Origin of the sequence: Cellulomonas sp. Leaf395 (assembly GCF_001424125.1) — a bacterium.
Classification (GTDB): domain Bacteria; phylum Actinomycetota; class Actinomycetes; order Actinomycetales; family Cellulomonadaceae; genus Cellulomonas.
Genome location: NZ_LMQI01000004.1, coordinates 264,666 through 286,129, shown reverse-complemented (window position 1 = coordinate 286,129; position 21,464 = coordinate 264,666). Strand labels below are relative to the sequence as shown.

General features: G+C 72.2%; 28 protein-coding genes. 15 read left to right on the top strand and 13 right to left on the bottom strand.

Annotation, left to right across the window (positions count from 1 at the left end):
* Nucleotides 1-26: 26 nt before the first annotated feature.
* Entirely contained in the window at nucleotides 27-674 is a 648-nt protein-coding gene (locus tag ASG23_RS12705) for an NADPH-dependent F420 reductase (protein WP_056025408.1), read from the top strand.
* A gap of 51 nt (nucleotides 675-725) precedes the next feature.
* Here the strand turns inward: ASG23_RS12705 and ASG23_RS12700 are convergent, their stop codons facing one another.
* Together ASG23_RS12700 and ASG23_RS12695 are read right to left on the bottom strand one after the other, a co-directional pair.
* On the bottom strand, nucleotides 726-1,520 hold the full coding sequence (locus ASG23_RS12700) for a hypothetical protein (protein ID WP_056025405.1): 795 nt from the start codon (nucleotides 1,518-1,520) through the stop codon (nucleotides 726-728).
* Between the two features lie 29 nt (nucleotides 1,521-1,549).
* Nucleotides 1,550-2,338: a DUF6345 domain-containing protein gene (locus ASG23_RS12695; protein WP_056025402.1), complete on the bottom strand. Its 789-nt coding sequence runs from the start codon at nucleotides 2,336-2,338 to the stop codon at nucleotides 1,550-1,552.
* A gap of 122 nt (nucleotides 2,339-2,460) precedes the next feature.
* On the opposite strand from ASG23_RS12695, the gene ASG23_RS12690 reads away from it, so the two are divergent.
* Together ASG23_RS12690 and ASG23_RS12685 are read left to right on the top strand one after the other, a co-directional pair.
* On the top strand, nucleotides 2,461-3,183 hold the full coding sequence (locus ASG23_RS12690) for an SAM-dependent methyltransferase (protein ID WP_056025400.1): 723 nt from the start codon (nucleotides 2,461-2,463) through the stop codon (nucleotides 3,181-3,183).
* A complete protein-coding gene (locus tag ASG23_RS12685; RefSeq protein WP_056025398.1) occupies nucleotides 3,183-4,022 on the top strand; it encodes a class I SAM-dependent methyltransferase in 840 nt (279 codons plus the stop codon). Before ASG23_RS12690 ends, ASG23_RS12685 begins: the two co-directional genes overlap by 1 nt.
* Here the strand turns inward: ASG23_RS12685 and ASG23_RS12680 are convergent.
* Together ASG23_RS12680 and ASG23_RS12675 are read right to left on the bottom strand one after the other, a co-directional pair.
* Nucleotides 3,995-4,642 carry a response regulator gene (locus ASG23_RS12680; protein ID WP_056025395.1) on the bottom strand — a complete coding sequence of 216 codons (648 nt, stop codon included), beginning with the start codon at nucleotides 4,640-4,642 and terminating at the stop codon, nucleotides 3,995-3,997. The genes ASG23_RS12685 and ASG23_RS12680 overlap by 28 nt on opposite strands.
* On the bottom strand, nucleotides 4,639-5,853 hold the full coding sequence (locus ASG23_RS12675; RefSeq protein WP_056025392.1) for a sensor histidine kinase: 1,215 nt from the start codon (nucleotides 5,851-5,853) through the stop codon (nucleotides 4,639-4,641). The genes ASG23_RS12680 and ASG23_RS12675 overlap by 4 nt, the downstream gene beginning before the upstream one ends.
* 114 nt (nucleotides 5,854-5,967) lie before the next feature.
* Between ASG23_RS12675 and ASG23_RS12670 the strand changes: the two genes are divergently transcribed.
* Both ASG23_RS12670 and ASG23_RS12665 read left to right on the top strand, forming a co-directional pair.
* A complete protein-coding gene (locus tag ASG23_RS12670; protein WP_056025389.1) occupies nucleotides 5,968-6,306 on the top strand; it encodes a VOC family protein in 339 nt (112 codons plus the stop codon).
* Between the two features lie 73 nt (nucleotides 6,307-6,379).
* Nucleotides 6,380-7,432, top strand: a complete 1,053-nt coding sequence (locus tag ASG23_RS12665) for an NAD(P)-dependent alcohol dehydrogenase (protein ID WP_056025386.1) — start codon at nucleotides 6,380-6,382, stop codon at nucleotides 7,430-7,432.
* 131 nt (nucleotides 7,433-7,563) lie between these two features.
* On the opposite strand, the gene ASG23_RS12660 is transcribed toward ASG23_RS12665, so the two are convergent.
* A complete protein-coding gene (locus ASG23_RS12660) occupies nucleotides 7,564-8,277 on the bottom strand; it encodes a TetR/AcrR family transcriptional regulator (protein ID WP_056025383.1) in 714 nt (237 codons plus the stop codon).
* Nucleotides 8,278-8,382: 105 nt separating this feature from the next.
* Between ASG23_RS12660 and ASG23_RS12655 the strand changes: the two genes are divergently transcribed.
* Nucleotides 8,383-9,129, top strand: coding sequence for a DUF4386 family protein (locus tag ASG23_RS12655; RefSeq protein WP_056025380.1), 747 nt, complete (start codon nucleotides 8,383-8,385; stop codon nucleotides 9,127-9,129).
* A 104-nt stretch (nucleotides 9,130-9,233) separates the two neighbouring features.
* Nucleotides 9,234-9,950, top strand: coding sequence for a YqjF family protein (locus ASG23_RS12650; RefSeq protein ID WP_200941590.1), 717 nt, complete (start codon nucleotides 9,234-9,236; stop codon nucleotides 9,948-9,950).
* A 6-nt stretch (nucleotides 9,951-9,956) separates the two neighbouring features.
* On the opposite strand, the gene ASG23_RS12645 is transcribed toward ASG23_RS12650, so the two are convergent.
* From ASG23_RS12645 to ASG23_RS12635, 3 genes are all read right to left on the bottom strand, one after another.
* Nucleotides 9,957-10,463 (bottom strand): hypothetical protein, encoded by a 507-nt coding sequence (locus tag ASG23_RS12645; RefSeq protein ID WP_056025377.1) that lies wholly within the window; start codon nucleotides 10,461-10,463, stop codon nucleotides 9,957-9,959.
* An 86-nt stretch (nucleotides 10,464-10,549) separates the two neighbouring features.
* Entirely contained in the window at nucleotides 10,550-11,266 is a 717-nt protein-coding gene (locus ASG23_RS12640; protein WP_056025374.1) for a PadR family transcriptional regulator, read from the bottom strand.
* 117 nt (nucleotides 11,267-11,383) lie between these two features.
* On the bottom strand, nucleotides 11,384-12,091 hold the full coding sequence (locus ASG23_RS12635; protein WP_056025371.1) for an SDR family NAD(P)-dependent oxidoreductase: 708 nt from the start codon (nucleotides 12,089-12,091) through the stop codon (nucleotides 11,384-11,386).
* Between the two features lie 96 nt (nucleotides 12,092-12,187).
* Here ASG23_RS12635 and ASG23_RS12630 point away from each other — a divergent pair, with 96 nt between their 5' ends.
* Nucleotides 12,188-12,553, top strand: coding sequence for a YciI family protein (locus ASG23_RS12630; protein WP_056025368.1), 366 nt, complete (start codon nucleotides 12,188-12,190; stop codon nucleotides 12,551-12,553).
* Here ASG23_RS12630 and ASG23_RS12625 read toward each other — a convergent pair.
* Nucleotides 12,550-12,942: a VOC family protein gene (locus ASG23_RS12625; RefSeq protein WP_056026274.1), complete on the bottom strand. Its 393-nt coding sequence runs from the start codon at nucleotides 12,940-12,942 to the stop codon at nucleotides 12,550-12,552. The genes ASG23_RS12630 and ASG23_RS12625 overlap by 4 nt on opposite strands.
* On the bottom strand, nucleotides 12,942-13,232 hold the full coding sequence (locus ASG23_RS12620; protein ID WP_056025365.1) for an ArsR/SmtB family transcription factor: 291 nt from the start codon (nucleotides 13,230-13,232) through the stop codon (nucleotides 12,942-12,944). Before ASG23_RS12620 ends, ASG23_RS12625 begins: the two co-directional genes overlap by 1 nt.
* 110 nt (nucleotides 13,233-13,342) lie before the next feature.
* Between ASG23_RS12620 and ASG23_RS12615 the strand changes: the two genes are divergently transcribed.
* The 6 genes from ASG23_RS12615 to ASG23_RS19925 all read left to right on the top strand — a co-directional run bounded on the left by ASG23_RS12615 (nucleotide 13,343) and on the right by ASG23_RS19925 (nucleotide 17,406).
* Nucleotides 13,343-13,708 carry a YciI family protein gene (locus ASG23_RS12615; protein WP_056025362.1) on the top strand — a complete coding sequence of 122 codons (366 nt, stop codon included), beginning with the start codon at nucleotides 13,343-13,345 and terminating at the stop codon, nucleotides 13,706-13,708.
* On the top strand, nucleotides 13,705-14,055 hold the full coding sequence (locus ASG23_RS12610) for a YciI family protein (RefSeq protein ID WP_056025359.1): 351 nt from the start codon (nucleotides 13,705-13,707) through the stop codon (nucleotides 14,053-14,055). Before ASG23_RS12615 ends, ASG23_RS12610 begins: the two co-directional genes overlap by 4 nt.
* Before the next feature lie 78 nt (nucleotides 14,056-14,133).
* A complete protein-coding gene (locus tag ASG23_RS12605) occupies nucleotides 14,134-14,532 on the top strand; it encodes a YciI family protein (RefSeq protein ID WP_056025356.1) in 399 nt (132 codons plus the stop codon).
* Nucleotides 14,529-14,756: a hypothetical protein gene (locus ASG23_RS12600; protein ID WP_056025353.1), complete on the top strand. Its 228-nt coding sequence runs from the start codon at nucleotides 14,529-14,531 to the stop codon at nucleotides 14,754-14,756. The genes ASG23_RS12605 and ASG23_RS12600 overlap by 4 nt, the downstream gene beginning before the upstream one ends.
* Nucleotides 14,753-16,306, top strand: coding sequence for an RNA polymerase sigma factor (locus tag ASG23_RS20555; RefSeq protein ID WP_235521072.1), 1,554 nt, complete (start codon nucleotides 14,753-14,755; stop codon nucleotides 16,304-16,306). Before ASG23_RS12600 ends, ASG23_RS20555 begins: the two co-directional genes overlap by 4 nt.
* A 596-nt stretch (nucleotides 16,307-16,902) precedes the next feature.
* Entirely contained in the window at nucleotides 16,903-17,406 is a 504-nt protein-coding gene (locus ASG23_RS19925; RefSeq protein ID WP_157465646.1) for a hypothetical protein, read from the top strand.
* 105 nt (nucleotides 17,407-17,511) lie between these two features.
* On the opposite strand, the gene ASG23_RS12585 is transcribed toward ASG23_RS19925, so the two are convergent.
* Both ASG23_RS12585 and ASG23_RS12580 read right to left on the bottom strand, forming a co-directional pair.
* Nucleotides 17,512-18,759 (bottom strand): Nramp family divalent metal transporter, encoded by a 1,248-nt coding sequence (locus tag ASG23_RS12585; protein ID WP_056025347.1) that lies wholly within the window; start codon nucleotides 18,757-18,759, stop codon nucleotides 17,512-17,514.
* Nucleotides 18,760-18,855: 96 nt separating this feature from the next.
* Complete coding sequence (locus tag ASG23_RS12580; protein ID WP_056025344.1) at nucleotides 18,856-19,497, bottom strand: YgjV family protein; 642 nt, start codon at nucleotides 19,495-19,497, stop codon at nucleotides 18,856-18,858.
* Between the two features lie 68 nt (nucleotides 19,498-19,565).
* Between ASG23_RS12580 and ASG23_RS12575 the strand changes: the two genes are divergently transcribed.
* Nucleotides 19,566-20,669, top strand: a complete 1,104-nt coding sequence (locus ASG23_RS12575) for a GNAT family N-acetyltransferase (RefSeq protein ID WP_056026272.1) — start codon at nucleotides 19,566-19,568, stop codon at nucleotides 20,667-20,669.
* On the opposite strand, the gene ASG23_RS12570 is transcribed toward ASG23_RS12575, so the two are convergent.
* Nucleotides 20,656-21,426 (bottom strand): SRPBCC family protein, encoded by a 771-nt coding sequence (locus tag ASG23_RS12570; protein WP_056026270.1) that lies wholly within the window; start codon nucleotides 21,424-21,426, stop codon nucleotides 20,656-20,658. The genes ASG23_RS12575 and ASG23_RS12570 overlap by 14 nt on opposite strands.
* Nucleotides 21,427-21,464: the final 38 nt, after the last annotated feature.

The window sequence follows — 21,464 nt, the reverse complement described above, 5'->3', positions numbered from 1 at the left end:
GTCGGGCCGCGGAGGTTGCGTGACCCATGACCACCATCGGATTCATCGGAGCCGGCCACATCGGCGGCGCCCTCGCCCAGCTCGCCATCGCGCAGGGCTACGACGTCGTCGTCAGCAACTCCCGCGGCCCGGAGACCCTGGTCGACCTGGTGCAGCAGCTGGGTGACAGCGCACGGGCCGGGACCTCCGCGGAGGCCGCCGCGGCGGGTGACGTGGTCGTCGTGACCATCCCCACCAAGAACGTCAAGGACGTCCCCGTCGAGCCCCTGGCCGGCAAGGTCGTCATCGACACGAACAACTACTACCCCCAGCGCGACGGCCAGATCCCCGCCCTGGACGACGAGTCGACCACCGTCTCGGAGCTCCTGCAGACCCACCTGCCCGAGTCGCACGTGGTCAAGGCGTTCAACCACATCGCGTCCGGCGACCTCGCCACGCAGGGCGTACCGGCCGGAACCCCGGACCGTCGCGCGCTCGCCGTCGCCGGCGACTCCGACGAGGCTCGCGCCGCGGTGGCCGAGCTCATCGACGAGCTGGGCTTCGACACGGTCGACGTCGGCCCGCTGGCGGAGGGCTGGCGCTACCAGCGCGACACCGCGGCCTACGTGCAGCGGTTCGACGCCGACGGGCTGCGCGCCGCGCTGGCGAAGGCCGTGCGCTACCGCGACATGTGACCGACGGCCGGACGGCCTGCGCTCCCCCCCGGGCGCAGGCCGTCCGGTCCCTCAGCGGGTGGCGCTGACCCGGACCATCTGCTTCGGGCCGTCGTTCCCGTACTCGTCGGCCGGGTGCGCCAGCTCGATGAACCAGCTGGGCTCCAGGAGGTCGGCGCCGCCCCCGTACGGAGCGGCCCAGTAGGCCAGCACCGACGAGGCGACCTCGAGGTGGGTACCCCGACGCTCCTTGCGGTGACGCGCGGCCTCGAGCACCCGCTCGATCACCTCGCCCTCCTCGACGAGCTCCGCCTCGTGGTCCAGCTCGACCGCGTCCCACGTCGTCGCCATCAGACGCAGCGGCCGGTCGTCGTCGAGGAACGTCGCGCTCACGCCCGCCCGCGGACCCGTCACCGGGATGCCGTCGAGCGTCACGCGGCCGCGCACATCGGTCTTCGCCGCGAACCGCGTCCGTTCCTTGCCGTCGAACCGCACGGCGTGGACGACGGTCGCGTCGATGCTCGACTCGAGCCGCACGCCGTCGAACCGCGCGACCGCCGGGCCCAGCCCGAACCGTTCGGTGAGCTCGGCGGTCATCCCGAGCGCCTTCTCCGCGGGGAGCGGCTCGGGATGGTCCTTCTCGGGGTCGGCGGCGGCGATGCCGCGGACCGTGTCCACCAGGGTGGTGACGCCGGCGAGCCGGTTGCCCGGTCCGCCGTGCACGAGGGTGGCCTCTGTGCCGACGAGGGCGAACGCCTCCTCGGTGCGCACGACGTCGCCGTCGATGCGGTACGTCTCGGCGAGCGCACGGAGGCGGTCGTCGTCCAGGGCAGCGGGTCGCACGCGGGCGACCGAGATCGTGGTCATGACTGTTCCTTCCGGGAGTGTGCGGGCGCTCAGCAGGCGTGCGGGATCCAGGTCCAGGAGAACCAGGAGCCGCCGCGCTGCGGGTCGGAGCTGACGAAGCCGTGGCCGTGCAGGAAGTCCGCACCGGTGTTGGTGCCGGAGCTGTTGGCGTAGAGCACCGCCGACTCCACCCAGTCGGGCTGCGTGAACTGAGCCATCCAGAACCACGCGTCGACCACGCGCATCGGGCGGCGGCCGACCAGGAACTCGGGGATGCCGTACATGGCCGTCAGCCAGCGGCCGTCCAGCGCGGACGCGAACGCCCGCCCGGGGTTGGCCAGGTCGAGGCTGGTCGTCGTGAAGCTCAGCAGCGCGTGCAGACCTTCGAACGCGTCGGCCCACCGGTCGAAGACGTCGCGGTTGGCGCCCTGCTGGAACGCGTCCATCTGCAGGGTGTTGCAGACCTCCAGGCCCAGCCACTCCAGGTCACCGTGGCCCAGACGCAGGTCGCCGTCGTTGCCGGCCGACGTCGAGGTGAAGTCGCCCCGCACCTGGGAGTCGTCCGGCACGTCGCTGCGGAAGTAGAAGCCGCTCGGGCTCCCGTGGCCGGTGAAGTAGACGATGTCGGCCTGCTCCACCCACTGGTCCGCGTGCCCGCCGCGGGCGTTCGCCTTGAAGTCGTCCTCGAACGCGTTGCCGTCGCCCCAGTTGAACTTGCCGGTCGCGCCGTCGTGCACGCGGAGCTCGTCGTAGAACCCGCCTGCGTCCTCGTGCTCGTGGGTCAGCACGTTGAGGTTGTTGTACGCGTTGATCCACTCGGTGCCGATGCCGTACGACATCGTCGTCCCCCTTCGTCGTCGGTCCTGTCACCGAGAACGAGGGACTCGCTCGGGGCGGTGATACGGCGGGCGCGGGTCATATCCGCTCGCCCGGCGAAGGAGCCGGTCGTAACGTCCGGCTCATGGACCTCCCCCGCCACCACACGATCCGCGAGACCAGCCATAGGATCCTCGACCCGTTCACGGACGACCAGCTGGCCACCCTGGGCCAAGCGCTGCACCTGACGCCCGGCACCACCCTGCTCGACCTGGCGTGCGGCAAGGGCGAGCTGCTGTGCACGTGGGCGCGGGACCACGGCACCGTCGGCACCGGCGTCGACCTCAGCACGGTGTTCGTCGCGGCGGCCCGCGAGCGCGCGGCGGAGCTCGGCGTCGACGTGACCTTCGTGCAGGGTGACGCCTCCGGTTACGTCGCGGACGGGCCTGTCGACGTGGCCTCCTGCGTCGGCGCGACGTGGATCGGCGACGGGGTCGTCGGCACGCTCGACCTGCTGGGCCGGTCGCTGAAGCCGGGCGGGATCGCGCTCGTCGGTGAGCCGTTCTGGCGGGCGGACCCACCCGAGGCGGCTCGGGCGATCGGTGACTTCCTGACGCTGCCCGGCCTGGTGGGGCAGACGCGGGACGCCGGGTGGGACCTGGTCGAGATGGTGCTGGCCGACGAGCACAGCTGGGACCGGTACGTGGCCGCGCAGTGGCTGAACCTGCGCCGGTTCCTGGACGAGCACCCCGACGACGAGCTGGCACCGTCCCTGCGGCACGAGCTGTCGACCGCGCCCCTGGAGTACGTCACGAACCAGCGCCCGTACCTCGGCTGGGGCGTCCTCGCGCTGGTGCGACGGTCCTGATGGACCCCTCGGCCGTCCGGGCCTACTACGCCGCGAAGAGCCAGCACGAGCGCGACCGGCTGCTCTCCGCGGAAGGGCTCCTCGAGCGCGTGCTGACCACCCGGCTCCTGGAACCCCACCTGGGCGCTCCTGGTCGCGCGCTCGACCTGGGCGGTGGCACCGGGCCCTACTCGGTGTGGTTGGCCGAGCTCGGCTGGGACGTGACCCTGGCGGACCTCTCCCCCGAGCTGCTGGCCATCGCCGAGTCCTCGCTGCCCGCCGGCACCGTCCGTGAGGTCGTCGAGATCGACGCCCGGGACCTGTCCCGCTGGGGCGACGACACGTTCGACGCGGTCCTCAGCCTCGGCCCCATGTACCACCTGACGACCGCGACCGACCGCGCTCTCGCCGCCCAGGAGCTCGCGCGTGTCACCCGACCCGGAGGTCTGGTCGCCGTGGCCCTCATGCCGCGGTACGTGTCCCTGCGCCGGGTCCTCTCCCTCGCCGACGAGCGCTGGCAGCTGGCCGACCCCACCTTCGTGGACCGCCTGCTCGACGACGGCGTGCTCGAGAACGCCGTCCCCGACCGGTTCACGCACGTGTACGGCGTCGAGCCGGCCGCCGTCGCACCGTTCTTCGAGTCGCACGGGTTCTCGACCGTGTCGCTCGCGTCCACGCACGGGTTCCTCACGGGCGTCGAGGACGGGTTCGAGGCGTTGCGGGTCGAGTACCCGGCGGCGTACACCCGCCTGCTCGACCGGCTCGTCGCGACGGCGACGGACCGGGGCGTGCTCTCCACCGCCGGGCACCTGCTGTACGTCGGCCGGCGCCGTCAGGAGCCGACGAGCCCCGACTCGTAGGCCGCGATCACCAGCTGCACCCGGTCGCGGCAGCCCGTCTTGCGCAGCGCCTCCGAGACGTGGGACTTCACGGTCGGCTCGGCGATCCAGAGCTCGGCACCGATCTCCGCGTTCGACAGGCCTCGCGCCACCGCCCGCAGGATCTCGAGCTCGCGGGGCGTCAGGTCCGCGACGCCCTTGGCGGGCACGGGCGCCGGCGCACGCGTCGTGAAGTCCTCGACCAGCCGCCGGGTGACCGTCGGGCCCAGCAGCATCGAGCCCTCCGCGACCATCCGCACCGCCTCGACCAGCCGGTCCGCCGTGACGTCCTTGAGCAGGAACCCGCTGGCCCCGGCACGCAGGGCGTCGTACACGTACTCGTCCAGGTCGAACGTGGTGAGGATCAGGACGCGGGTCGACGGGTGCTCCGCGCTGATCCGGGCTGTCGCCGCGATGCCGTCGAGCACCGGCATCCGCACGTCGACCACCGCGACGTCCGGCTGGTGCTGCGCCACGAGACCGAGGAGGGCGCGCCCGTCGGCGGCCGCACCGACCACCTCGAGGTCCGGCGCCGCGCCGATGATCGCGGCGAACCCCTGCAGGACGACAGGCTGGTCGTCGGCGACCACGACGCGGGTCATGCGGGCACCACGACGTCCAGCACGAACTCTCCGTCGACGACCACGGCCGTCATGGTGCCACCCAGCGCCTCGACGCGTTCGCGCATGCCGATCAGGCCGCGCCCCGGCTCGGCCGCTCCTTGGGCCGCGTTGGCCATCCGGAAGCCGACCGTCGTGTCGGACTGCGACCGGCTGACGGTGGTCAGGCTCGCCGCCGCGTGCCGGCGCGCATTGGTCAGCCCTTCCTGGACCGCCCGGTACAGGACGTACCCGGTGGCGGGCGAGACGTCGCGCCACGCGCCCTCGACCTCGATCGGCTGACCCGCCGCGACTGCGCCCGCCACCAGGTCGTCGACGTCGCACGCCGTCGGCTGCGGCGCGCGCTCGCTCTCGTCGGACGTGCGCTGCAGCACGACGAGCACCTGCCGCAGCTCGGTCAGCGCCTCGCGGGCGTCCGCAGCGATGTCCGCCAGCACCGCCCGGGCGTTCTCGTTCAGGTCCGGGTGCAGGAAGGGCGCCGACTCCGCGCGGACCGCGACCAGCGACACGTGATGGGCGACGACGTCGTGCAGGTCCCGTGCGAGCCGGGCCCGCTCCCCGGCCAGCGACTCGACCTCGAGGGCGTGCTGCTCCGTCACCTGGGCCGCGATGTGCCGGGCGCTCGCCCGTCGCCCGGCGCCGATGGCGGCCGAGATGCCGACCGCCGCGCTGATCATGACGACGTACACGATGAAGACGGGCCACAGGAAATGTTCGCCACCGCCAGTCCCCGCGTTCACCAGCCCGATCGGGAGCATCGCCTCCATTCCGGAACCGCAGTACCAGACGGCGATCGTCACGGCTGCGACGTACGGCACGACCGCCCGCCGCAGCCCGTCGAGCGCTGCGACGACGGTCACCGCGATGGTCCCCAGCCACCAGCCCCACACGAACCACCCGGTGAACGGCACCATCACCCACGGAGCCACCGTCAGCACCGTCGCCCAGACCGGCGACCACCGCGCGAGGAGCACCCCGGTTGCGACGCTCACCCCGGCGGCGACCGTGACGATCCTCGGAGCCGCGACCATCCAGGTCTGGGCCCCCGGCCAGTCGCTGCTGAACGCGGGCGTGATCACGAGGAAGGCCCCGACGATCAGCGCGAAGACGGCAGGAGTGACCCACGGGCGCCAGTCCGGGACGGTCGCGACCGGGCGGGTGGACTGCCCCGTCGGGAGCGCGGTCGTCGTCATGGCGTCATCGTCGCCTCTCCCAGGTCCCCACCGCCTCAGCCGCGCGGCTGACGTCCCGGTCCTCCCCAGGTCCCGGTGAGTAGCGTGGGAAGCCCACGAGATGAGGAGCACGCGATGACCGACGGCATCAAGACCGTAGTGGTCCCGGTGAGCGACCTCGCCGCGTCGAAGGCGTTCTACACGCGGCTGCTCGGCGTCGAGCCGGCGCACGACGCGCCGTACTACGTCGGCTTCGAGGTCGCCGGCCAGCACTTCGGGCTCAACCCGAACGGTGACGTGAGCGCGGGACTGGTCTACTACTGGCACGTCGAGGACCTCGCGGCCACGCGGGACGCGCTGGTCGCGGCCGGCGCCACGGTCGTCCAGGACTCGACCGCCGTGGGCGGCGGCCGGATCATCGCCACCCTGACCGACGTCGACGGCCACACGGTCGGGCTCGCGCAGGACGCGTGAGCACGACAGGCACGTTCGATCGGCCCTGGCGCATGATGGGACCAGCCACCCGCACGTCCTCGAGGAGTCACCCGTGTCCCTGACCGTCCCCGCCCTGCTCACCCCCTCCGCGGGCGCCCCGTTCGAGCGCGGCACCGTCGAGCGCCGCGAGCTCGGCGAGCACGACGTCCTGATCGACATCGCCTACGCCGGCATCTGCCACTCCGACATCCACCAGGCACGCGAGGAGTGGGGCAAGGCGATCTTCCCGATGGTCCCCGGCCACGAGATCGCCGGCGTCATCTCCGCCGTCGGTTCGGCCGTCACCAAGCACGCCGTCGGCGACCGCGCCGGCGTCGGGTGCTTCGTCGACTCCTGCCGCGAGTGCGAGATGTGCCTGGCCGGCGAGGAGCAGTTCTGCCTCCGCGGGAACGTCGGCACCTACAACAGCAAGGCCTACGACGGATCCCCGACGTACGGCGGGTACTCGACGCAGATCGTGGTCGACGAGAGCTACGCGCTGCGCATCCCCGAGGGGATCTCGCTCGACGTCGCCGCACCGCTGCTGTGCGCCGGGATCACCCTCTACTCGCCCCTGAAGCACTGGGGTGCCGGTCCGGGCACGAAGGTCGCGATCGTCGGGATGGGCGGGCTCGGGCACATGGGCGTGCAGCTGGCGCACGCGCTCGGCGCCGAGGTCACCGTGCTCAGCCAGTCGCTCTCCAAGCAGGCCGACGGGCTCTCGCTGGGCGCCGACCACTACTACGCGACGAGCGACCGGCAGACCTTCCGGGACCTGCGCCGGTCGTTCGACCTGATCATCAGCACCGTCGGCGCCGACATCGACGTGGACGCGTACCTGTCGCTGCTGCGGTTCGAGGGGTCGCTGGTGTTCGTCGGGCTGCCCGAGAACAAGCAGTCGTTCCGCGTGTTCTCGCTCACCGCGGCTCGTCGGAACCTGTCCGGGTCCAACATCGGCGGCATCCGCGAGACCCAGGAGATGCTCGACTTCTGCGCGGAGCACGGGATCGGCTCGGTCATCGAGACCATCACGGCCGACGACGTCGACAAGGCCTACGACCGCGTGGTCAACAGCGACGTCCGCTACCGCTTCGTCATCGACACGGCCACGATCCCGGCGACCTGACCTCCTTCCGGCCGGGCCCGTCCGTCACCACCGACGCGCTCCGAAGGTGACGAGTTCGGCGGTTTCCGACGAGGTCGTCAGTTGAAGCTCACGATCTCGTCGGAAACTGCCCAGCTCGCGCGGCTGAACGGTCAGGCGCGCAGGCCGAGCGTCGCGACGATCTCGCGCAGCAGCGCCTCGTAGTACGCGTCCGCCGGCATCACCAGCGGTCGGAGCTGACCGAAGACCTCCATGACCGTGAACCCGTGCACGCGGACGAACGCGTCGACGGCGAGCGCGATCGCGGGGGCGGGCAGCGGGTAGGACTGCCGGGCGGCCAGCGCGTCGAAGCCCGCGGCGGTGCCGTCGTCGAGCGTCGACGCCCGCGCGGTCACGACGTCCTCGTCGACCAGACCGCGCTCGTACGCCGTCGCGAAGAGTCCCATGATCCGGCTCCCCGGCCGGACGGCGACCGCGACGGTGCGGTCGGCAGGTGCGTGGTAGCCGGGCACCGGTGCGCCGAACGCGAGGCCGAACTGCGCCGGGTGCGCCACCGACCACCCCCGGTAGGCGCGCAGCCCCGCAGTGACGGCCGCGGCGAGGTCGTCGGGATCCGTCGCGAGCGACGCGTCGACGGCGGCGTCGACCGCGTCGGCGTGCTCGGTGAACGCCTCGACCAGCAGCTCGGTGAGCAGGTCGTCGCGACCGTCGACGTACCGGTAGAGCGCGGACACGGCGATGTCGAGGTCGCGGGCCACCGCGCGCAGCGTGACCCCCTCGACGCCGGCGCGCTCGAGGTGCGTGCGGGCGGAGCGCAGGATCGCGTCGGTGGTCTCCTGACGACGTCGCTCGCGGGTGGCAACCATCCGCGCAGCCTAAACGAGAACACTGTTCTTGACTTTAGGACGCGGGCACGAGAACACTGTTCACACAACAGAGAACAGTGTTCTTGTTTCTCGTCTGGAGCCCTCATGGTCAGCGACCGCCGCACCGCCGCCTACTCCCTCATCGCCTCCGGCACGCTCGCCGCCGTCGCCAGCATCGGCCTGGCCGCGCGGTTCGGGTGGCCCGAGATCCTCGACGCCCCCGCCGCCGAGGTGCTGCCCGCGTTCGCCGAGATCGCCGGGACCGTCCAGACGCTCTTCCTCATGCAGATGGCCAGCAGCCTCGTCCTCGTCCCCGGCGTCATCGCGCTCCACCTGCTGCTCGCCCGCAGCCGGGGCACCGACGCGGCACTTCTCACCGTCACCGCGTTCGGCGTGCTGGCCCCGGTCATCCAGACCCTCGGCTGGATCCGCTGGCCGCTCGTCGTACCCGGCCTGGCCGACCGCTACCTCGACCCGTCCGCGTCCCCCGCGAGCACGGAGGCCACCGCCGCGACCTATGAGCTGATCAACGCCTACGCGGGCGGGGCGCTCGGCGAGCACCTCGGCTGGCTGCTCCAGGGCGTGTGGGCAGTCGGCCTCGCGCTCCTCGCGTGGCGCGCCGCCGACGTCGCCCCCGCCTGGCTGCGCCGCACGCTGGCCGTCCTCGCCGTCGCGTGGACGGTGACGCTGATCCCGGCCGGCTGGCTCGCCGACGACACCCTGACGACGATCGGCACGACGACCTACTCGGTCTGGTACCTGGCACTCCTGGTCCTCGGCGTGACGCTGCTGCGCTCGCGGTCAGGCGAGCCGACCCCCGCCGAACCCGACGCACACCTCGTCGCACGCTGACCGGACGGCCGTCGCCGAACGCGTCGGTCGGCGCCGAACTCGCGTGTTGCCACACACGAGCTCGGCCGCAGGCGACGAGTTCGGGTCCCGCCTACGGTGGCCGGGTGGATCCCATCCAGAGCGTCGCGCCTCCGCTGCGTGGGCGCGCGATCCTGTCGCAGGACTGGTTGCGGGTCAGCTTTCTGCACTGGCGGGTGCCGTCCGACCGCGTCGCGCCGCTCCTGCCTGCGGGTACGCGTCCCGACGAGCACGACGGCTCCTCCTGGGTGGGGCTCATCGCGTTCCAGATGGCGCGTTTCACGATCGTCCCCGGACCGGCCCTGCCGTACATCGGCGACTTCCCCGAGATCAACGTCCGGCTCTACACGGTCGACGACGAGGGCAGGCGCGGGGTGCTGTTCCGGTCGCTGGAGGCGTCGCGCGTGGTGACCGTGCTAGGCGCGCGGACCGTCATGAACGTGCCGTACCAGTGGGCGCGGATGTCGATCCGACGGTCCGGAGCCGCCATCGACTACCGGTCGACCCGGCTCACGGGGTCGCGTCCGTCGACGCACACGGTGGTCCGGCCGACGTCGGAGACCGTCGTCGGCGACCCGCTGGCCGACTTCCTCACCGCGCGCTGGGGCATGCACACGGTGCTGCGGGGGCGGACGCGGTTCGTGCCCAACGAGCACGAGCCCTGGCCGCTGCGGCGGGCGAGTCTGGTGTCGCTGGACGACGAGCTCGTCGCGGCCGGCGGGCTGCCTGGCGTGGCGTCACGGCCGCCGGACTCGGTGCTGTACTCGCCGGGCGTGCATGCCCGGTTCGCGATGCCGCTGTAGCCCGCGTCAGTCCGTCTCGCCCAGCCGCTCCCGCAGGATCCGGACGGCCCTCGGGCCGACGCCGTGCAGGTCGAGCAGGGCGTCGAGGTCGGCGGCCCGCACGGCATCCCACGTGGCGAACCCGGCATGGCGGAGTGCTCGGGTCGCGGCGATCCCGATCGCCTTCGGCAGCGCACCCCCGGACGGGGCGCCGACGTACGGGTGCGCGTCGGCGACGACCGCCGGAGCCCGGAACCTCCACGCCTCGGCGACCAGCCGCTCCACCAGGGCAGGGTCGGCCACAGCGCAATCGACCTCGACACCGATGGGGGTGGATCCCCTGGTCAGCGGTCCGATGCCCGCCTCGGACCGTTCGAGCGAGGGGTCGACGTTCAGCAGCGTGACCCCGCGACGCTCGTCGACGGCCGCGAAGCCCACGTCCGCGACGCGGAACCCGACCAGGTGGACGTGCGGCTTCTCGGCGGTCTCAGGCAGCGCGAGCGCCCACCGGCGGACGTGGTCGACCTCGATCATGGCTGGAGATTCTCACATGTGTGGACGCAGCGAGGCACCCCGCAGCGCGTGCCGCGGGGTGCCTCGTCAGTGGTGCGTCACGTGCGTCAGGGCTCCGGCGTCGGGTCGCCCGCCAGGATCAGGTACAGGTCACGTCGGGCGCGGTCGAGGACCTCGAGGGCCTTCGTCGCCTGCTGGTCGGTGCCGGTACGGGCGACCTGGTGGGCCGCCGCCCCGAGCGCCTCGAGCGCTCCGCGCAGCGCGCGACCCGGCGAGGTCGGCCGGCTCGCGGCGTCCTCCCACGGGCTGCCCAGCTGGTCGGCGTTCTGGGTGACGTAGGTGCCGCCCGCCTCGGTGAGCGTGGCCATCTTGCGGCCCGACTCGGAGGTGATGGCGATAAGGCCCTCGTCCTCCAGCAGGTTGAGCGCCGGGTAGATGGCGCCGGGGCTCGGCCGCCAGGTGCCGCCCGACCGCTCGCCGATCTGCTGGATCAGCTGGTAGCCGTGCATCGGCTCCTCGGCGAGAAGCAGCAGGATCGCGGCGCGGATGTCACCCCGTCCGGCGCGGCGCCCCGGACCGCGGCCACGGCCGCCAGGGCCGAAACCGGGACCGCCGAAGCCCGGACCGCCGAAGCCCCGCGGGCCGCGGTGCCCCTCGTGCTCGTGGTGCTCGTGTGGGAACGCTCCGCGAGGGCCGCCGCGGCGCGGGTCGAAGCCCTCCTCGTAGGGGGCGTCGGGGAAGTCGCCGCGACGGCGGCGGGTGCGGCCGCGCTCGGCGGTCGGGTCGGAGGGGGTGCTGACGAAGGGGTGGTGTGGGTGTCGCATGGGATGTCTCCTTGACGATGGGGCCGCGGAGCTCCGCGGATCCGGGAGGTCGTGCGATCTCGACCGGACGACCTAAAGATATATCGTCGATCTATCTTTGACAACCCCTAGCGATACTCAGAGCCGCGCGAGCACCGCGCCGCCGTGCACGCCGAGCACCTGCCCCGTCGTCCACCCGCCGTCCGGCGACGCCAGGTAGGCGACCGCTGCGGCGACCTCCTCGACGGTCCCCGGCCGCCCCATCGGCACGCGCGCCAGCCGACGCGCGTACTCGGCGTCGTCGAGCCGGCCCGCCCAGAACTCCGTATCGGGCACGAACCCGGGCGCGACGGCATTGACGGCGATCCCGTCGGAGGCCACCCGGGCCGCGATCCCGGTGACCCACGAGTTGATTGCGGCCTTGGCTGCGCCGTACGACCCGGCGCCGCGCAAGGCGGCCACCGAGCTCATCGCGATGATCCGCCCACCCGGCCGCGGCATGGCGGGCAGCAGCGCCTCACCCAGCAGGACCGTGGTGAGGACGTTCAGCCGGAACTCGTCGACCCACAGGTCGGCCTTCGCCTCCAGGCTGCCGTCCCGAGGCTCCAGCGACCCGCCCGCGTTGAGCACCAGCACGTCGACCGCACCCAGCCGCTCCGCGAGCGCGGCCACCTCGCCCGGGTCCCGGAGGTCTGCGACCTCGACCCGCATCACCCCCGCGGCGGTCTCCTCGAGGACCTCCCGGCGCCGCCCGACGATCACCACGTCATCCCCGTCGGCCACCAGCCTGCGCGCCACCGCGCGTCCGATGCCTGTCCCGCCGCCTGTCACCACCGCTGTTCGCATCGGTCCACCGAAGCATCGACGTGCGACTCTGTCGATCGGTGGGGACGGCGTGCGTCATGGCCACGACCGACCGACGACGAGCACGAGAGGACGACCATGACCACCGAGTACATCGTGGCCCTGTACGGCGACCAGACGGTCTGGCACGGCGACGACGCCCCCGACCGCGTCCCCGGGCACCAGGTGCACGAGGCGTTCGGACGCGCCTGCGCCGACGGCGGGCACGTCATCCACGACAGCGCCGAGCTCCATCACTCGGTCTCCCGGGTGGTGCGCCTGCGGGACGGCCGGACGTCCGTGACGGACGGCCCCTTCGCGGAGCCGACCGAGGTCCTCGCGGGCTTTTACCGGATTGCGACCGACGACGTCGACGGGCTGGCCCTGCTCGTCGGCGAGCTCATCCGCGGGACGGGCGAGGTCGCCGAGATCCGCGAGTCGATCGCTCCCCCGGACGGTCTCTAAGCCGTCATCTGGGCGAGCTGGATGAGGTTGCCGCAGGTGTCGTCGAGCACCGCGACGATGACGGGGCCCATGTCCGTCGGCGGCTGCACGAACCGCACGCCCAGCGCGGTCAGCCGCTCGAACTCCGCCTGCACGTCGTCGACCCCGAACGAGGTGGCGGGGATGCCGTCCTCGACCAGCGCCGCCTTGTAGGGGCCGACCGCGGGATGCCCGCTGGGCTCGAGGAGGAGCTCGACGCCGTCCGGGGCGGCCGGCGAGACGACCGTGAGCCACCGGTCGTCGCCGCCGAGGGGGATGTCGTTCTTCACGACGAACCCGAGGACGTCGGTGTAGAAGTCGAGGGCCTTGCGCTGGTCGTCGACGAACACGCTGGTCACGGTGATGCGGATCATGGGGACTCTCCTTCGTCGGGAACCGGCCACCGCGTGGCGATCTGCCGCAGCGGGCCGGTGTCGAGGTGGTGGAACTTGTAGCGGCCCTCGCGTCGGACGGTGACCAGGCCGGCCTCCTCGAGCACCTCCAGGTGCTGCGAGACGGCCTGCCGGGTCGATCCCAGGCCGTGTCGCATGGTCAGCCGCGTGCACAGCTCGAACAGCGACTGCCCGTCGCGCTCCTGGAGCTCGTCGAGGATCGCGCGGCGCGTGGCGTCGGCGATCGCCTTGAAGACGTCGGCTGCCATACGTCCTGTATAGGCAAGTAGCCACTTGCCCGTCAAGGGCTGTCGATTCACCAGACCCTCGCGCGTCATCACCCCGACAGGCACAGTGGACGCATGAGGGAGATGACGACATGACCGACCGGTGGACACTCCTGCTCTGGGGCGACGAGGACTTCTGGGAGAACGCGTCGCCGGAGGTCCAGGAACGCGTGATGGGCGAGCACGACGCGTTCTCCACGGCGTGCGAGGAGCGCGGCTACCGCATCCTCGGCGGCGACGAGCTGGGACTCTCGAAGAAGGCCGTCACGGTCCAGCGCCCCGAGGGTGGCGACCTGACCATCACCGAGGGTCCGTACGTCGAGCTGGCCGAGCACCTCGGCGGCTACTACGTCATCGAGACCGACGACGCCCAGGGGCTGGCGCGGCTCGCCGGCGAGCACCTGCTGACCGACGGCGGCGGCATCGAGCTGCGCCCGGTCGTGGTGCACGACGCATGAGCACGCAGACGTTCGTCGTCCTCCTCTACGCCACCGAGGGCGACTGGGACGGTGCCGACGAGGCGACGAAGGCCGAGTACTACCGGCAGCACGGCGACTACGACGACCAGGCCGCCGACTTCGGCGTGACGTTCCTGGCCAGCGAGGCGCTCCAGTCGGTGACCACCGCCGTCACCCTGCGGCGGTCCGGCGACGACGCGGAGGTCACCGAGGGCCCCTTCGCCGAGACCGCCGAGCAGCTCGGCGGCTTCTACCTGGTCACCGCGCCGAACCGGGAGGCCGTGCTGAAGCACGCGATGCTGCTTCCGGAGTACACGATCGAGGTCCGCGAGATCGCCCAGATGTGAGGTGTCGATCCTGGTGCGGCCCACCCGTCATCGGGGCAGCGGGACGCACCAGGCGTCCTCCGACCAGCAGGAGCTGACATGGCCGAGTTCACCGTGGTGCTCTACCGCGACGACGCCCGCGACGAAGCACTCACCACCGAGGAGCGCGATCGCGCCTGGGCCGCCCACAGCGCGTTCCAGCAGTACTGCGCCGACCAGGGGTGGGAGATCGTCGCCACCCGGGCCCTCGGAGCAGCCGCCCGGGCGCGGTCGCTGCGGTCCGACGGGCGCGCCGGGGTGGTCGTCACCGACGGCCCCTACGCCGAGACCGCCGAGCAGGTGGGCGGGTTCTACCTGGTCGCCCGCACGTCGCTGGACGCGCTGACCGAGGCGGTGTCCGCGCTCGCGCTCAACGGCGAGTCCGTCGAGATCCGACCCACCGTGCGGTTCGTCGACGGAGTCCCCGTCGACGGCGACCACGCGCTGACGGCGCCGTGAGGTTCGTCGTCCTCGCGTTCGGGCCGGCCGTGCTGCCCGCCGGCATCACACTGGGTTCCGTGGACACGGCGACGTCGGTGCAGGACCGCGCCCTGCGGGACGGGACGTTCGACGGGCCCGCGTCGGAGCTGACCGGCATCCAGGTGCTCGACGCGACGGACCTCGACGTGGTCCTCGACCAGCTGCCCGCGTCGGGCACGTTCGAGGTGCGGCCCGTCGCGTGACCCCATCCGACGACGCCCTCGCCGACGCCTGGCAGGCCCACTGGTCCCGCCTGATCGGCTTGCTCATCGGCCAGTTCGCGCGCCCCGACCTGGCCGAGGACGCCGTCTCCGACGCCTTCGAGTCCGCCGCGCGCCACTGGCCCGTCGACGGCGTCCCGACGAACACCGGCGCGTGGCTGCTCACAGCCGCGCGCCGGCGCGTGCTCGACCGCCTCCGCTCGGAAGCGGTCCAACGGAAGAAGGAACCCCTGATGGTCGTCGACGACGAGATGCGTGCCGCCGCCGCGGCCGTCGTCGACCCCGGCGCCCACGTGGCCGACGAGCAGCTCCGACTGATCTTCGCCTGCTGCCACCCCGCGATCGCGCCCGACGACCGTGTCGCCCTGACCCTGCGGTTCGTCGTCGGCCTCACCACCACCGAGATCGGCCGGCTCCTGCTCGTCCAGGAGTCGACCATGGCCGCCCGGCTGACCCGCGCCAAGAAACGGCTCGCATCGTCCGGCATCCCCTTCGCGACCCCCGCTGCGGAGCGGCTGGACGAACGCCTGGACGTCGTCGCGACGGTCGTCTACCTCGCCTTCACCTCCGGCTACCACCCCGGCGTCGGGGACGTCGCCCTGCGTGTCGACCTCGGCGACGAGGCCATCCGGCTCCTGCGCGTCCTCGACGCGTTGCTGCCCGGCCGCGCCGTCGTCCGCTCCCTGCTTGCCCTGCTGCTCCTGCAGCACTCCCGCCGCGACACCCGGCTGGACCCCTCCGGCGCGCTGATCCTCCTCCCGGACCAGGACCGCTCCCGCTGGCACCACGACGAGATCGCGGAGGGCGTGGCCCTGCTGGAGTCGCTCGCGCCAGGCACCCCCACACCGCCCGACGGCGCGCGTTCGACGACGTCGCCCGGCTCCACGACGCCCACCGATCCCACGTCGACCGGCCCGACGCGACCACCTCTGGCTACCCCGCCGGGTCCGCCGACAACCGGCCCGACCAGATCACCCCGGGCCGCCCCGCCGAGTCCGTCGACAACCGGCCCGACCGGACCACGTCTGGCCACCCCGCCAGGTCCGTCGGGAACCGACCCGACGAGACCACCTCTGGCTACGCCGGGTCCGTCGGGCCACCAGGGTCGGCTCGCGACCGAGTACCGGCTGCAGGCACTGATCGCGGCCGAGCACGCGACCGCGCCGACCGCCGCGGACACCCGCTGGTCGACCATCGCCGACCTGTACGCCCAGCTCGAGACCCTCACCGGCTCACCGGTCGTGCGGCTGGCCCGGGCGGTGGCCGTGGCCGAGGCATCGGGCCCGGAGGCGGGCCTGCAGCTGCTCGACGGCCTCGACGACGCCCTCCCGCGCCACCACCGGGTCCCCGCCGTCCGCGCCGAGCTCCTCCGCCGCGCCGGCCACCCGACCGCCGCCGCGGCGGCGTATCGCGCAGCCCTGTCCCTGGTCACGAACCCGACCGAACGCACCCATCTGGAAACCCGCCTGGCCGCCCTCACCGACCCCTACCCCCGGCAGCCACGTGTTCGTCAGTTTCCGACGACCTCGTGAGTTGCGACTGACGATGCCGTCGGAGACTGACGATCTCGCGGCCTGCCGCTCGACCCGTCCACAGGCTCGGCGGATGAGCAGTCGTGCACAGACAACCGGGCGGGCTGTGGGTGGCGGCCATCTGGCGGCACCGTCGTCTCATGTCGAGGCGACCCAGTGACCGCACCGCTCCGTCGCGTCCGTCGCTTCCGGCGGTGCGACTCGCTCGTGACCACCCGGACGAGGTCGTCCGCGGACTGCACAAGTCTGGCCGGTGGGAGCGGGTGGGTCGTGGTGTCTACCTCCCCGACTCACCGACAGCGGGCATCGATCGTCGTCGGAGAGTGGCGCTCGCGCGCATCGTCGGCATCCATCAGCGCGTGCAGGCCGAGCACTGGTTCAGCCATGAGTCCGCTGCGCTGATCTGGGGGCTGCCGCTGTGGCGAACACCGGATACGACTCACCTCCGGCAAGTCCACCGCCCAGGTTCGGGTGCGGACCCGCTGATCACCCGGCACGTCGGCATCCCGGACCCGGATCAGCGGAGGGTCGTCCTCGGCCTGCCAGTCACGTCGCTCGAACGGACGGTCCTCGACTGCGTCGCAACCGTCCCGCCCATGCGAGGGCTCGTGATCGCCGACGCTGCCCTGCGCATCGGCGCTGACCGAGGTGCGTTGGAGGACCTGCTCGCAGGACGCGCTGGTCGCCCCGGATCCGCCCGGGCTCGCGCGATCCTGTCGCTCGCCGACGATGGCGCCGAGTCCCCGGGCGAGTCCGCCGCGCGCTTCATCGTCCTGAGGGACGGCCTGCCGATCCCGAGCACGCAGGTCGCGGTCGAGACGAGGATCGGCACGTTCTGGGCGGATCTGGGCTGGCCGGAGTGGCGACTGCTGCTGGAGTACGACGGGCGTGCCAAGTACGCGGGCAGTGAGGCCGAGCGGTTCATGCAGGAGAAGCGCCGGCACGACGCCGTGCTGGAGACGGGTCATCGCATCCTGCGCGTTACGAAGGAGGATCTGACCACCGACGCCCTGACACGCCGCCTCCTGCAGTACGCACCACCGACGACCCGACTCCGACCACGTCGCGAGCTACGAACCGCCCATGAGACGAGGTCGTGAGTTTCCGACCAGGTCGTGAGTTGCAGTTGACGATGTCGTCGGAAACTCACGATGTCGTCGCCGCGCGCGTGGGCGGGCTGGGCGGGCGGTGGGCGGGCGGTGGCGTCAGCTCAGGAGCAGCAGGATCAGGAGGGTGACGTTCAGCGCGACCACCAGCGTCACCACCAGGAGCAGGGTGGCGTGGAGCCAGGGGCCGTTGCGGTGGGAGCCCATGACCGTGCGGCTGCGCGTCAGGGCGACCAGGGGGATGACCGCGAACGGGATGCCGAAGCTGAGGACCACCTGCGAGAGGACCAGGGTCCAGGTGGCGTCGGCACCGACGGCCAGGAGGACGATCGCCGGGATCAGGGTGACGACGCGGCGGACCAGCAGGGGGATGCGCTTGTGGATCAGCCCTTCCATGATCGTCGCGCCGGCGTAGGCGCCGACGGAGGTGGACGCCAGACCCGACGCGAGCAGGCCGATGGCGAACGCGATCGCGATTCCGACGCCCAGCGCGGCGGCGATGGCGTCGTAGGCGCCGGGGATCGAGTCGGTGCCGGGGACGCCGCGCAGGCCCGAGGCGGCGAGCAGGAGGAGGCCGATGTTGACGGCGCCGGCGACAGCCAGCGCGATGCCGACGTCCCAGCGGGTCGACCGCAGCATCCCCGTGAGCGTCGCGCCGGTGGTCAGTCCGTGCCGGTCGCGGGCCAGGGCCGAGTGCACGTAGATGGCGTGGGGCATCACGGTGGCGCCCAGCATCGACGCCGCGAGCAGGACCGAGTCGGTGCCGTCGAACCGCGGGACCAGACCGGACAGGACCCCGCGGGCGTCGGGCGGCGCGACGAACAGGCCGGCCAGGAACCCGACGGTGATGACGGCGAGCAGGGCGATGATGACGTGCTCGAACCGCCGCTGCCCGTACCGGTTCTGCGTGGCCAGCAGGAGCAGGGACACGACGCCGACGATCAGCCCACCGAGCGGCAGCGGGACGCCGAAGAGCAGCTGGAGGGCGATGGCGCCGCCGACGACCTCGGCGATGTCGGTGGCCGCCGCGACCACCTCGGCCTGCACCCAGAACGCCAGCCGCGGGGTGCGACGCATCCGCTGCCCGAGCACCCCGGGCAGCGAGTCGCCCGTGACCAGGCCGAGCTTCGCGGACTGGTACTGGACGAGCACGGCCATCGCGTTCGCCACGACCAGCACCCACAGCAGCAGGTAGCCGTACCGCGCGCCGGCCGTGAGGTTGGCGGCGACGTTCCCCGGGTCGACGTAGGCGATGGCCGCGACGAACGCAGGGCCGAGCAGCAGGGGGGCACGACGACGCCGCGGGGTGGCGACCTGGACGGCGTCGTCCGTCGCGCTGCTGGTCATGGGTCACCTCGTCCCAAAGTTCGGTCGTCCGAACTCACTCTAACCACTGCGCGCGCTGAGTGAACGCCGGGCACGCCGCGGCAGGGGCAGGTGCCGTCAGGCCACCGCAGCCACCTCGCGCTCCCAGCCGTCGGCAGTCGACCGGAACCCCACCCGCTCGAGGTAAGCGCGTGCCTCGGGGGCGGGCGACCCGCCGACCACCAGCCGACGGAACCCGTGCGCGGCGAACACCCCGCTGTCCCGGTACACGAACTCGCCGGGCGTGAAGTCCCGGTACCGCGGTGTCACGTAGTCGAGGTCCACCCGACCGACCCCGTCACCGGCGGACCGGACGACGACCGCGCCGACCAGCTCGTCGCCGCGCACGACGACGAACGCGGCAGACGCGACGGGGTCAGTGCGGTCGGTCGCGGCGAACGCGGGGTGGAACCGGGCGATGTCGCGGGCGTGCGCGTCGAGCAGGTGGCGCAGGACGGCGTCGTCGGCCCGGACTTCGAGGACGCCGTAGACCTGCTCGTCGTGCCGCTCGCGATGCAGCCGGAACAACCAGTACACGTCGATGATCGCGATGACCCCGTTCATGACCGCGAACGGCCAGATGCCGACGATCGCGTTGTACGCCGTCGCGAACACCGCTCCGGCGAGGTTCAGCACCCGGAAGCGCAGCACCCGCGCCTGCGTGAGCGAGACGATGACCAGAAGCGAACCGACCCAGCCGACGATCTCCAACCACACCATCCGGCGAGACTATCGACGGCCCCGAAAAGATCTCGCCACAGAAGGTCGACGGGCGGATCGTGGACGTCATGACGACGTGGTCGATCCGTGAGGTGCCGGTCTCCGAGACGCCCGAGGGAGCGTGGCTCCTGCACGGCTACGCCGACGCGATGAACGACGTGCTGCTCGACACGTGGGGAAACCGCGACTTCGAGCGCACGGCCACGGAGATCCTGGGCGCGATGCGCGACCAGCGGTACATCCGCAAGCCGCGCCTGGTCGCCGTGGCCGACGACGAGCGCGACACCCCGGACCCGGACCGCGTCCTCGGCTACGCGATGGTGAACCTCCCGCTGCAGGACAACACGCACACGGCCGGCGCGGAGATCGGCGTCCGGCCGGCGCACCGCCGGCAGGGAGTCGGGGCGGCGCTCTACGACGCCGTCCTCACCCTGGTCCGCGACACCGGCCGGACGCACGTCCTGGCGTCCAGCGACCAGCGGGTCGAGCCACCCGCAGGTCCCGGAACCCTCGCGGCGACGACCGGCGTCGGCCGCGTGCTGGCCGACGACGACGGTCCGCGGTTCCTGCTGAAGCGCGGCTTCGCGCTCGAGCAGGTGGAGCGCTACTCCGTGTTCGACCTGCCCTTCGACGCGGACCTCATGGCGAAGCACCGTGCGGAGGCGGAGGCCCACGCTGGGCCCGACTACCGCCTGGTCTCCTGGCTCAGCCACGCGCCAGAGGAATGGGTCGACGAGTACGCGCTGCTGAACACCCGGATGAGCACCGACGCGCCCCTCGGTGGCCTCGACCTCGAGGAGGACGTCTGGGACGCGGAGCGGATCCGGGTCACGGAGCGGCAGTACCAGGAGCGGGAGCTCGAGCTGTTGGTGCTGGCCGCCGAGCACGTCCCGACGCACACGCTCGCCGCGTTCACCTGCTTTATGGCGGTCCCCAACTCGGACGAGTTCGTGCACCAGGACGACACGCTCGTGATCAAGGAGCACCGCGGCAGGCGCCTCGGCATGCTGGTCAAGACGGCGAACCTGCAGCGGCTCGCCGCGGAGCGACCGACGGTCCGGCGCGTGGGCACGTGGAACGCCGAGGAGAACTCCTACATGCTCGCCATCAACGTGGCGCTGGGGTTCCGGCCGGCCGGCGGCTCCGGGGAGTGGCAGCTCAAGCTGAGCTGACGCGCGACGACCCCCGCGGGATCGCCATCTGCCACCAGCGCGACCAGCGCTCGTGGACCTCCCCGAACGTCTTGTCGTCGAGCCCGTACGTGGACAGGATCGCGTCGACCGTGCCGTGCGGGGGCGTGTGCGCCGCGGGGGTCTCCTGCAGGACGAGGAACATCTCGGAGATCCCGTGCAGCCGCAGCCCGAGCTGCAGCGGCGTCTCGTAGACGAGCGTCCCGCCGAGCAGGGTCCCGTCGGGCCGACGCGCCTGGACGTGCCCCCCGATCGGTACCCCGCGGATGCCGACGAGTCCCGCGCGGTCGAGCAGCCGGTCGTGCCTGTCCCCGGACGGCAGCCCGAACATCGTCAGGGTCCGCCGGTCCTGCTCCGGGTGGACCGACACCGCGAACTGCAGCTGGTGGACGGACGCGATCCAGTGCTCGTCGACCTCGTCGCGCACCCCGTCGAACGTGGCCATGCCCTCGTGGCTGCGGCGCGTGACGGTCAGGTGGGTGCGGTGCGGCTCGTGCGCGGCGGACCGCAGGGTGAGCTTGTCGTGGTGCGGCCAGCTCAGGGTGTGGATGGTCGCGTCGCCGACGACGTCCTGGGTCTCGACCGCCGTGTCGACGAACCTGCGGCATTCGGCGTCCAGACCGTCGTGGTCCCAGCCGTACCAGCGGCGCACGAGCGCGGGATCTCGCAGGAATGCCCAGACCTTCGACAGCGGCGCCGGGACATCGACCGACACGACCTCACGGAGCTCCAGCGTCATCGCCATCACCTCGGTGCTCACACCTGCCCGACCGGATG

Bases quoted from the DNA above. Each gene is read 5' to 3' on its own strand.
- ASG23_RS12705 (WP_056025408.1), top strand. From the start codon at position 27: ATGACCACCATCGGATTCATCGGAGCCGGCCACATCGGCGGCGCCCTC.
- ASG23_RS12700 (WP_056025405.1), bottom strand. From the start codon at position 1,520: ATGACCACGATCTCGGTCGCCCGCGTGCGACCCGCTGCCCTGGACGAC.
- ASG23_RS12695 (WP_056025402.1), bottom strand. From the start codon at position 2,338: ATGTCGTACGGCATCGGCACCGAGTGGATCAACGCGTACAACAACCTC.
- ASG23_RS12690 (WP_056025400.1), top strand. From the start codon at position 2,461: ATGGACCTCCCCCGCCACCACACGATCCGCGAGACCAGCCATAGGATC.
- ASG23_RS12685 (WP_056025398.1), top strand. From the start codon at position 3,183: ATGGACCCCTCGGCCGTCCGGGCCTACTACGCCGCGAAGAGCCAGCAC.
- ASG23_RS12680 (WP_056025395.1), bottom strand. From the start codon at position 4,642: ATGACCCGCGTCGTGGTCGCCGACGACCAGCCTGTCGTCCTGCAGGGG.
- ASG23_RS12675 (WP_056025392.1), bottom strand. From the start codon at position 5,853: ATGACGACGACCGCGCTCCCGACGGGGCAGTCCACCCGCCCGGTCGCG.
- ASG23_RS12670 (WP_056025389.1), top strand. From the start codon at position 5,968: ATGACCGACGGCATCAAGACCGTAGTGGTCCCGGTGAGCGACCTCGCC.
- ASG23_RS12660 (WP_056025383.1), bottom strand. From the start codon at position 8,277: ATGGTTGCCACCCGCGAGCGACGTCGTCAGGAGACCACCGACGCGATC.
- ASG23_RS12655 (WP_056025380.1), top strand. From the start codon at position 8,383: ATGGTCAGCGACCGCCGCACCGCCGCCTACTCCCTCATCGCCTCCGGC.
- ASG23_RS12645 (WP_056025377.1), bottom strand. From the start codon at position 10,463: ATGATCGAGGTCGACCACGTCCGCCGGTGGGCGCTCGCGCTGCCTGAG.
- ASG23_RS12640 (WP_056025374.1), bottom strand. From the start codon at position 11,266: ATGCGACACCCACACCACCCCTTCGTCAGCACCCCCTCCGACCCGACC.
- ASG23_RS12635 (WP_056025371.1), bottom strand. From the start codon at position 12,091: ATGCGAACAGCGGTGGTGACAGGCGGCGGGACAGGCATCGGACGCGCG.
- ASG23_RS12630 (WP_056025368.1), top strand. From the start codon at position 12,188: ATGACCACCGAGTACATCGTGGCCCTGTACGGCGACCAGACGGTCTGG.
- ASG23_RS12620 (WP_056025365.1), bottom strand. From the start codon at position 13,232: ATGGCAGCCGACGTCTTCAAGGCGATCGCCGACGCCACGCGCCGCGCG.
- ASG23_RS12615 (WP_056025362.1), top strand. From the start codon at position 13,343: ATGACCGACCGGTGGACACTCCTGCTCTGGGGCGACGAGGACTTCTGG.
- ASG23_RS12610 (WP_056025359.1), top strand. From the start codon at position 13,705: ATGAGCACGCAGACGTTCGTCGTCCTCCTCTACGCCACCGAGGGCGAC.
- ASG23_RS12605 (WP_056025356.1), top strand. From the start codon at position 14,134: ATGGCCGAGTTCACCGTGGTGCTCTACCGCGACGACGCCCGCGACGAA.
- ASG23_RS19925 (WP_157465646.1), top strand. From the start codon at position 16,903: ATGCGAGGGCTCGTGATCGCCGACGCTGCCCTGCGCATCGGCGCTGAC.
- ASG23_RS12585 (WP_056025347.1), bottom strand. From the start codon at position 18,759: ATGACCAGCAGCGCGACGGACGACGCCGTCCAGGTCGCCACCCCGCGG.
- ASG23_RS12580 (WP_056025344.1), bottom strand. From the start codon at position 19,497: ATGGTGTGGTTGGAGATCGTCGGCTGGGTCGGTTCGCTTCTGGTCATC.
- ASG23_RS12575 (WP_056026272.1), top strand. From the start codon at position 19,566: ATGACGACGTGGTCGATCCGTGAGGTGCCGGTCTCCGAGACGCCCGAG.
- ASG23_RS12570 (WP_056026270.1), bottom strand. From the start codon at position 21,426: ATGACGCTGGAGCTCCGTGAGGTCGTGTCGGTCGATGTCCCGGCGCCG.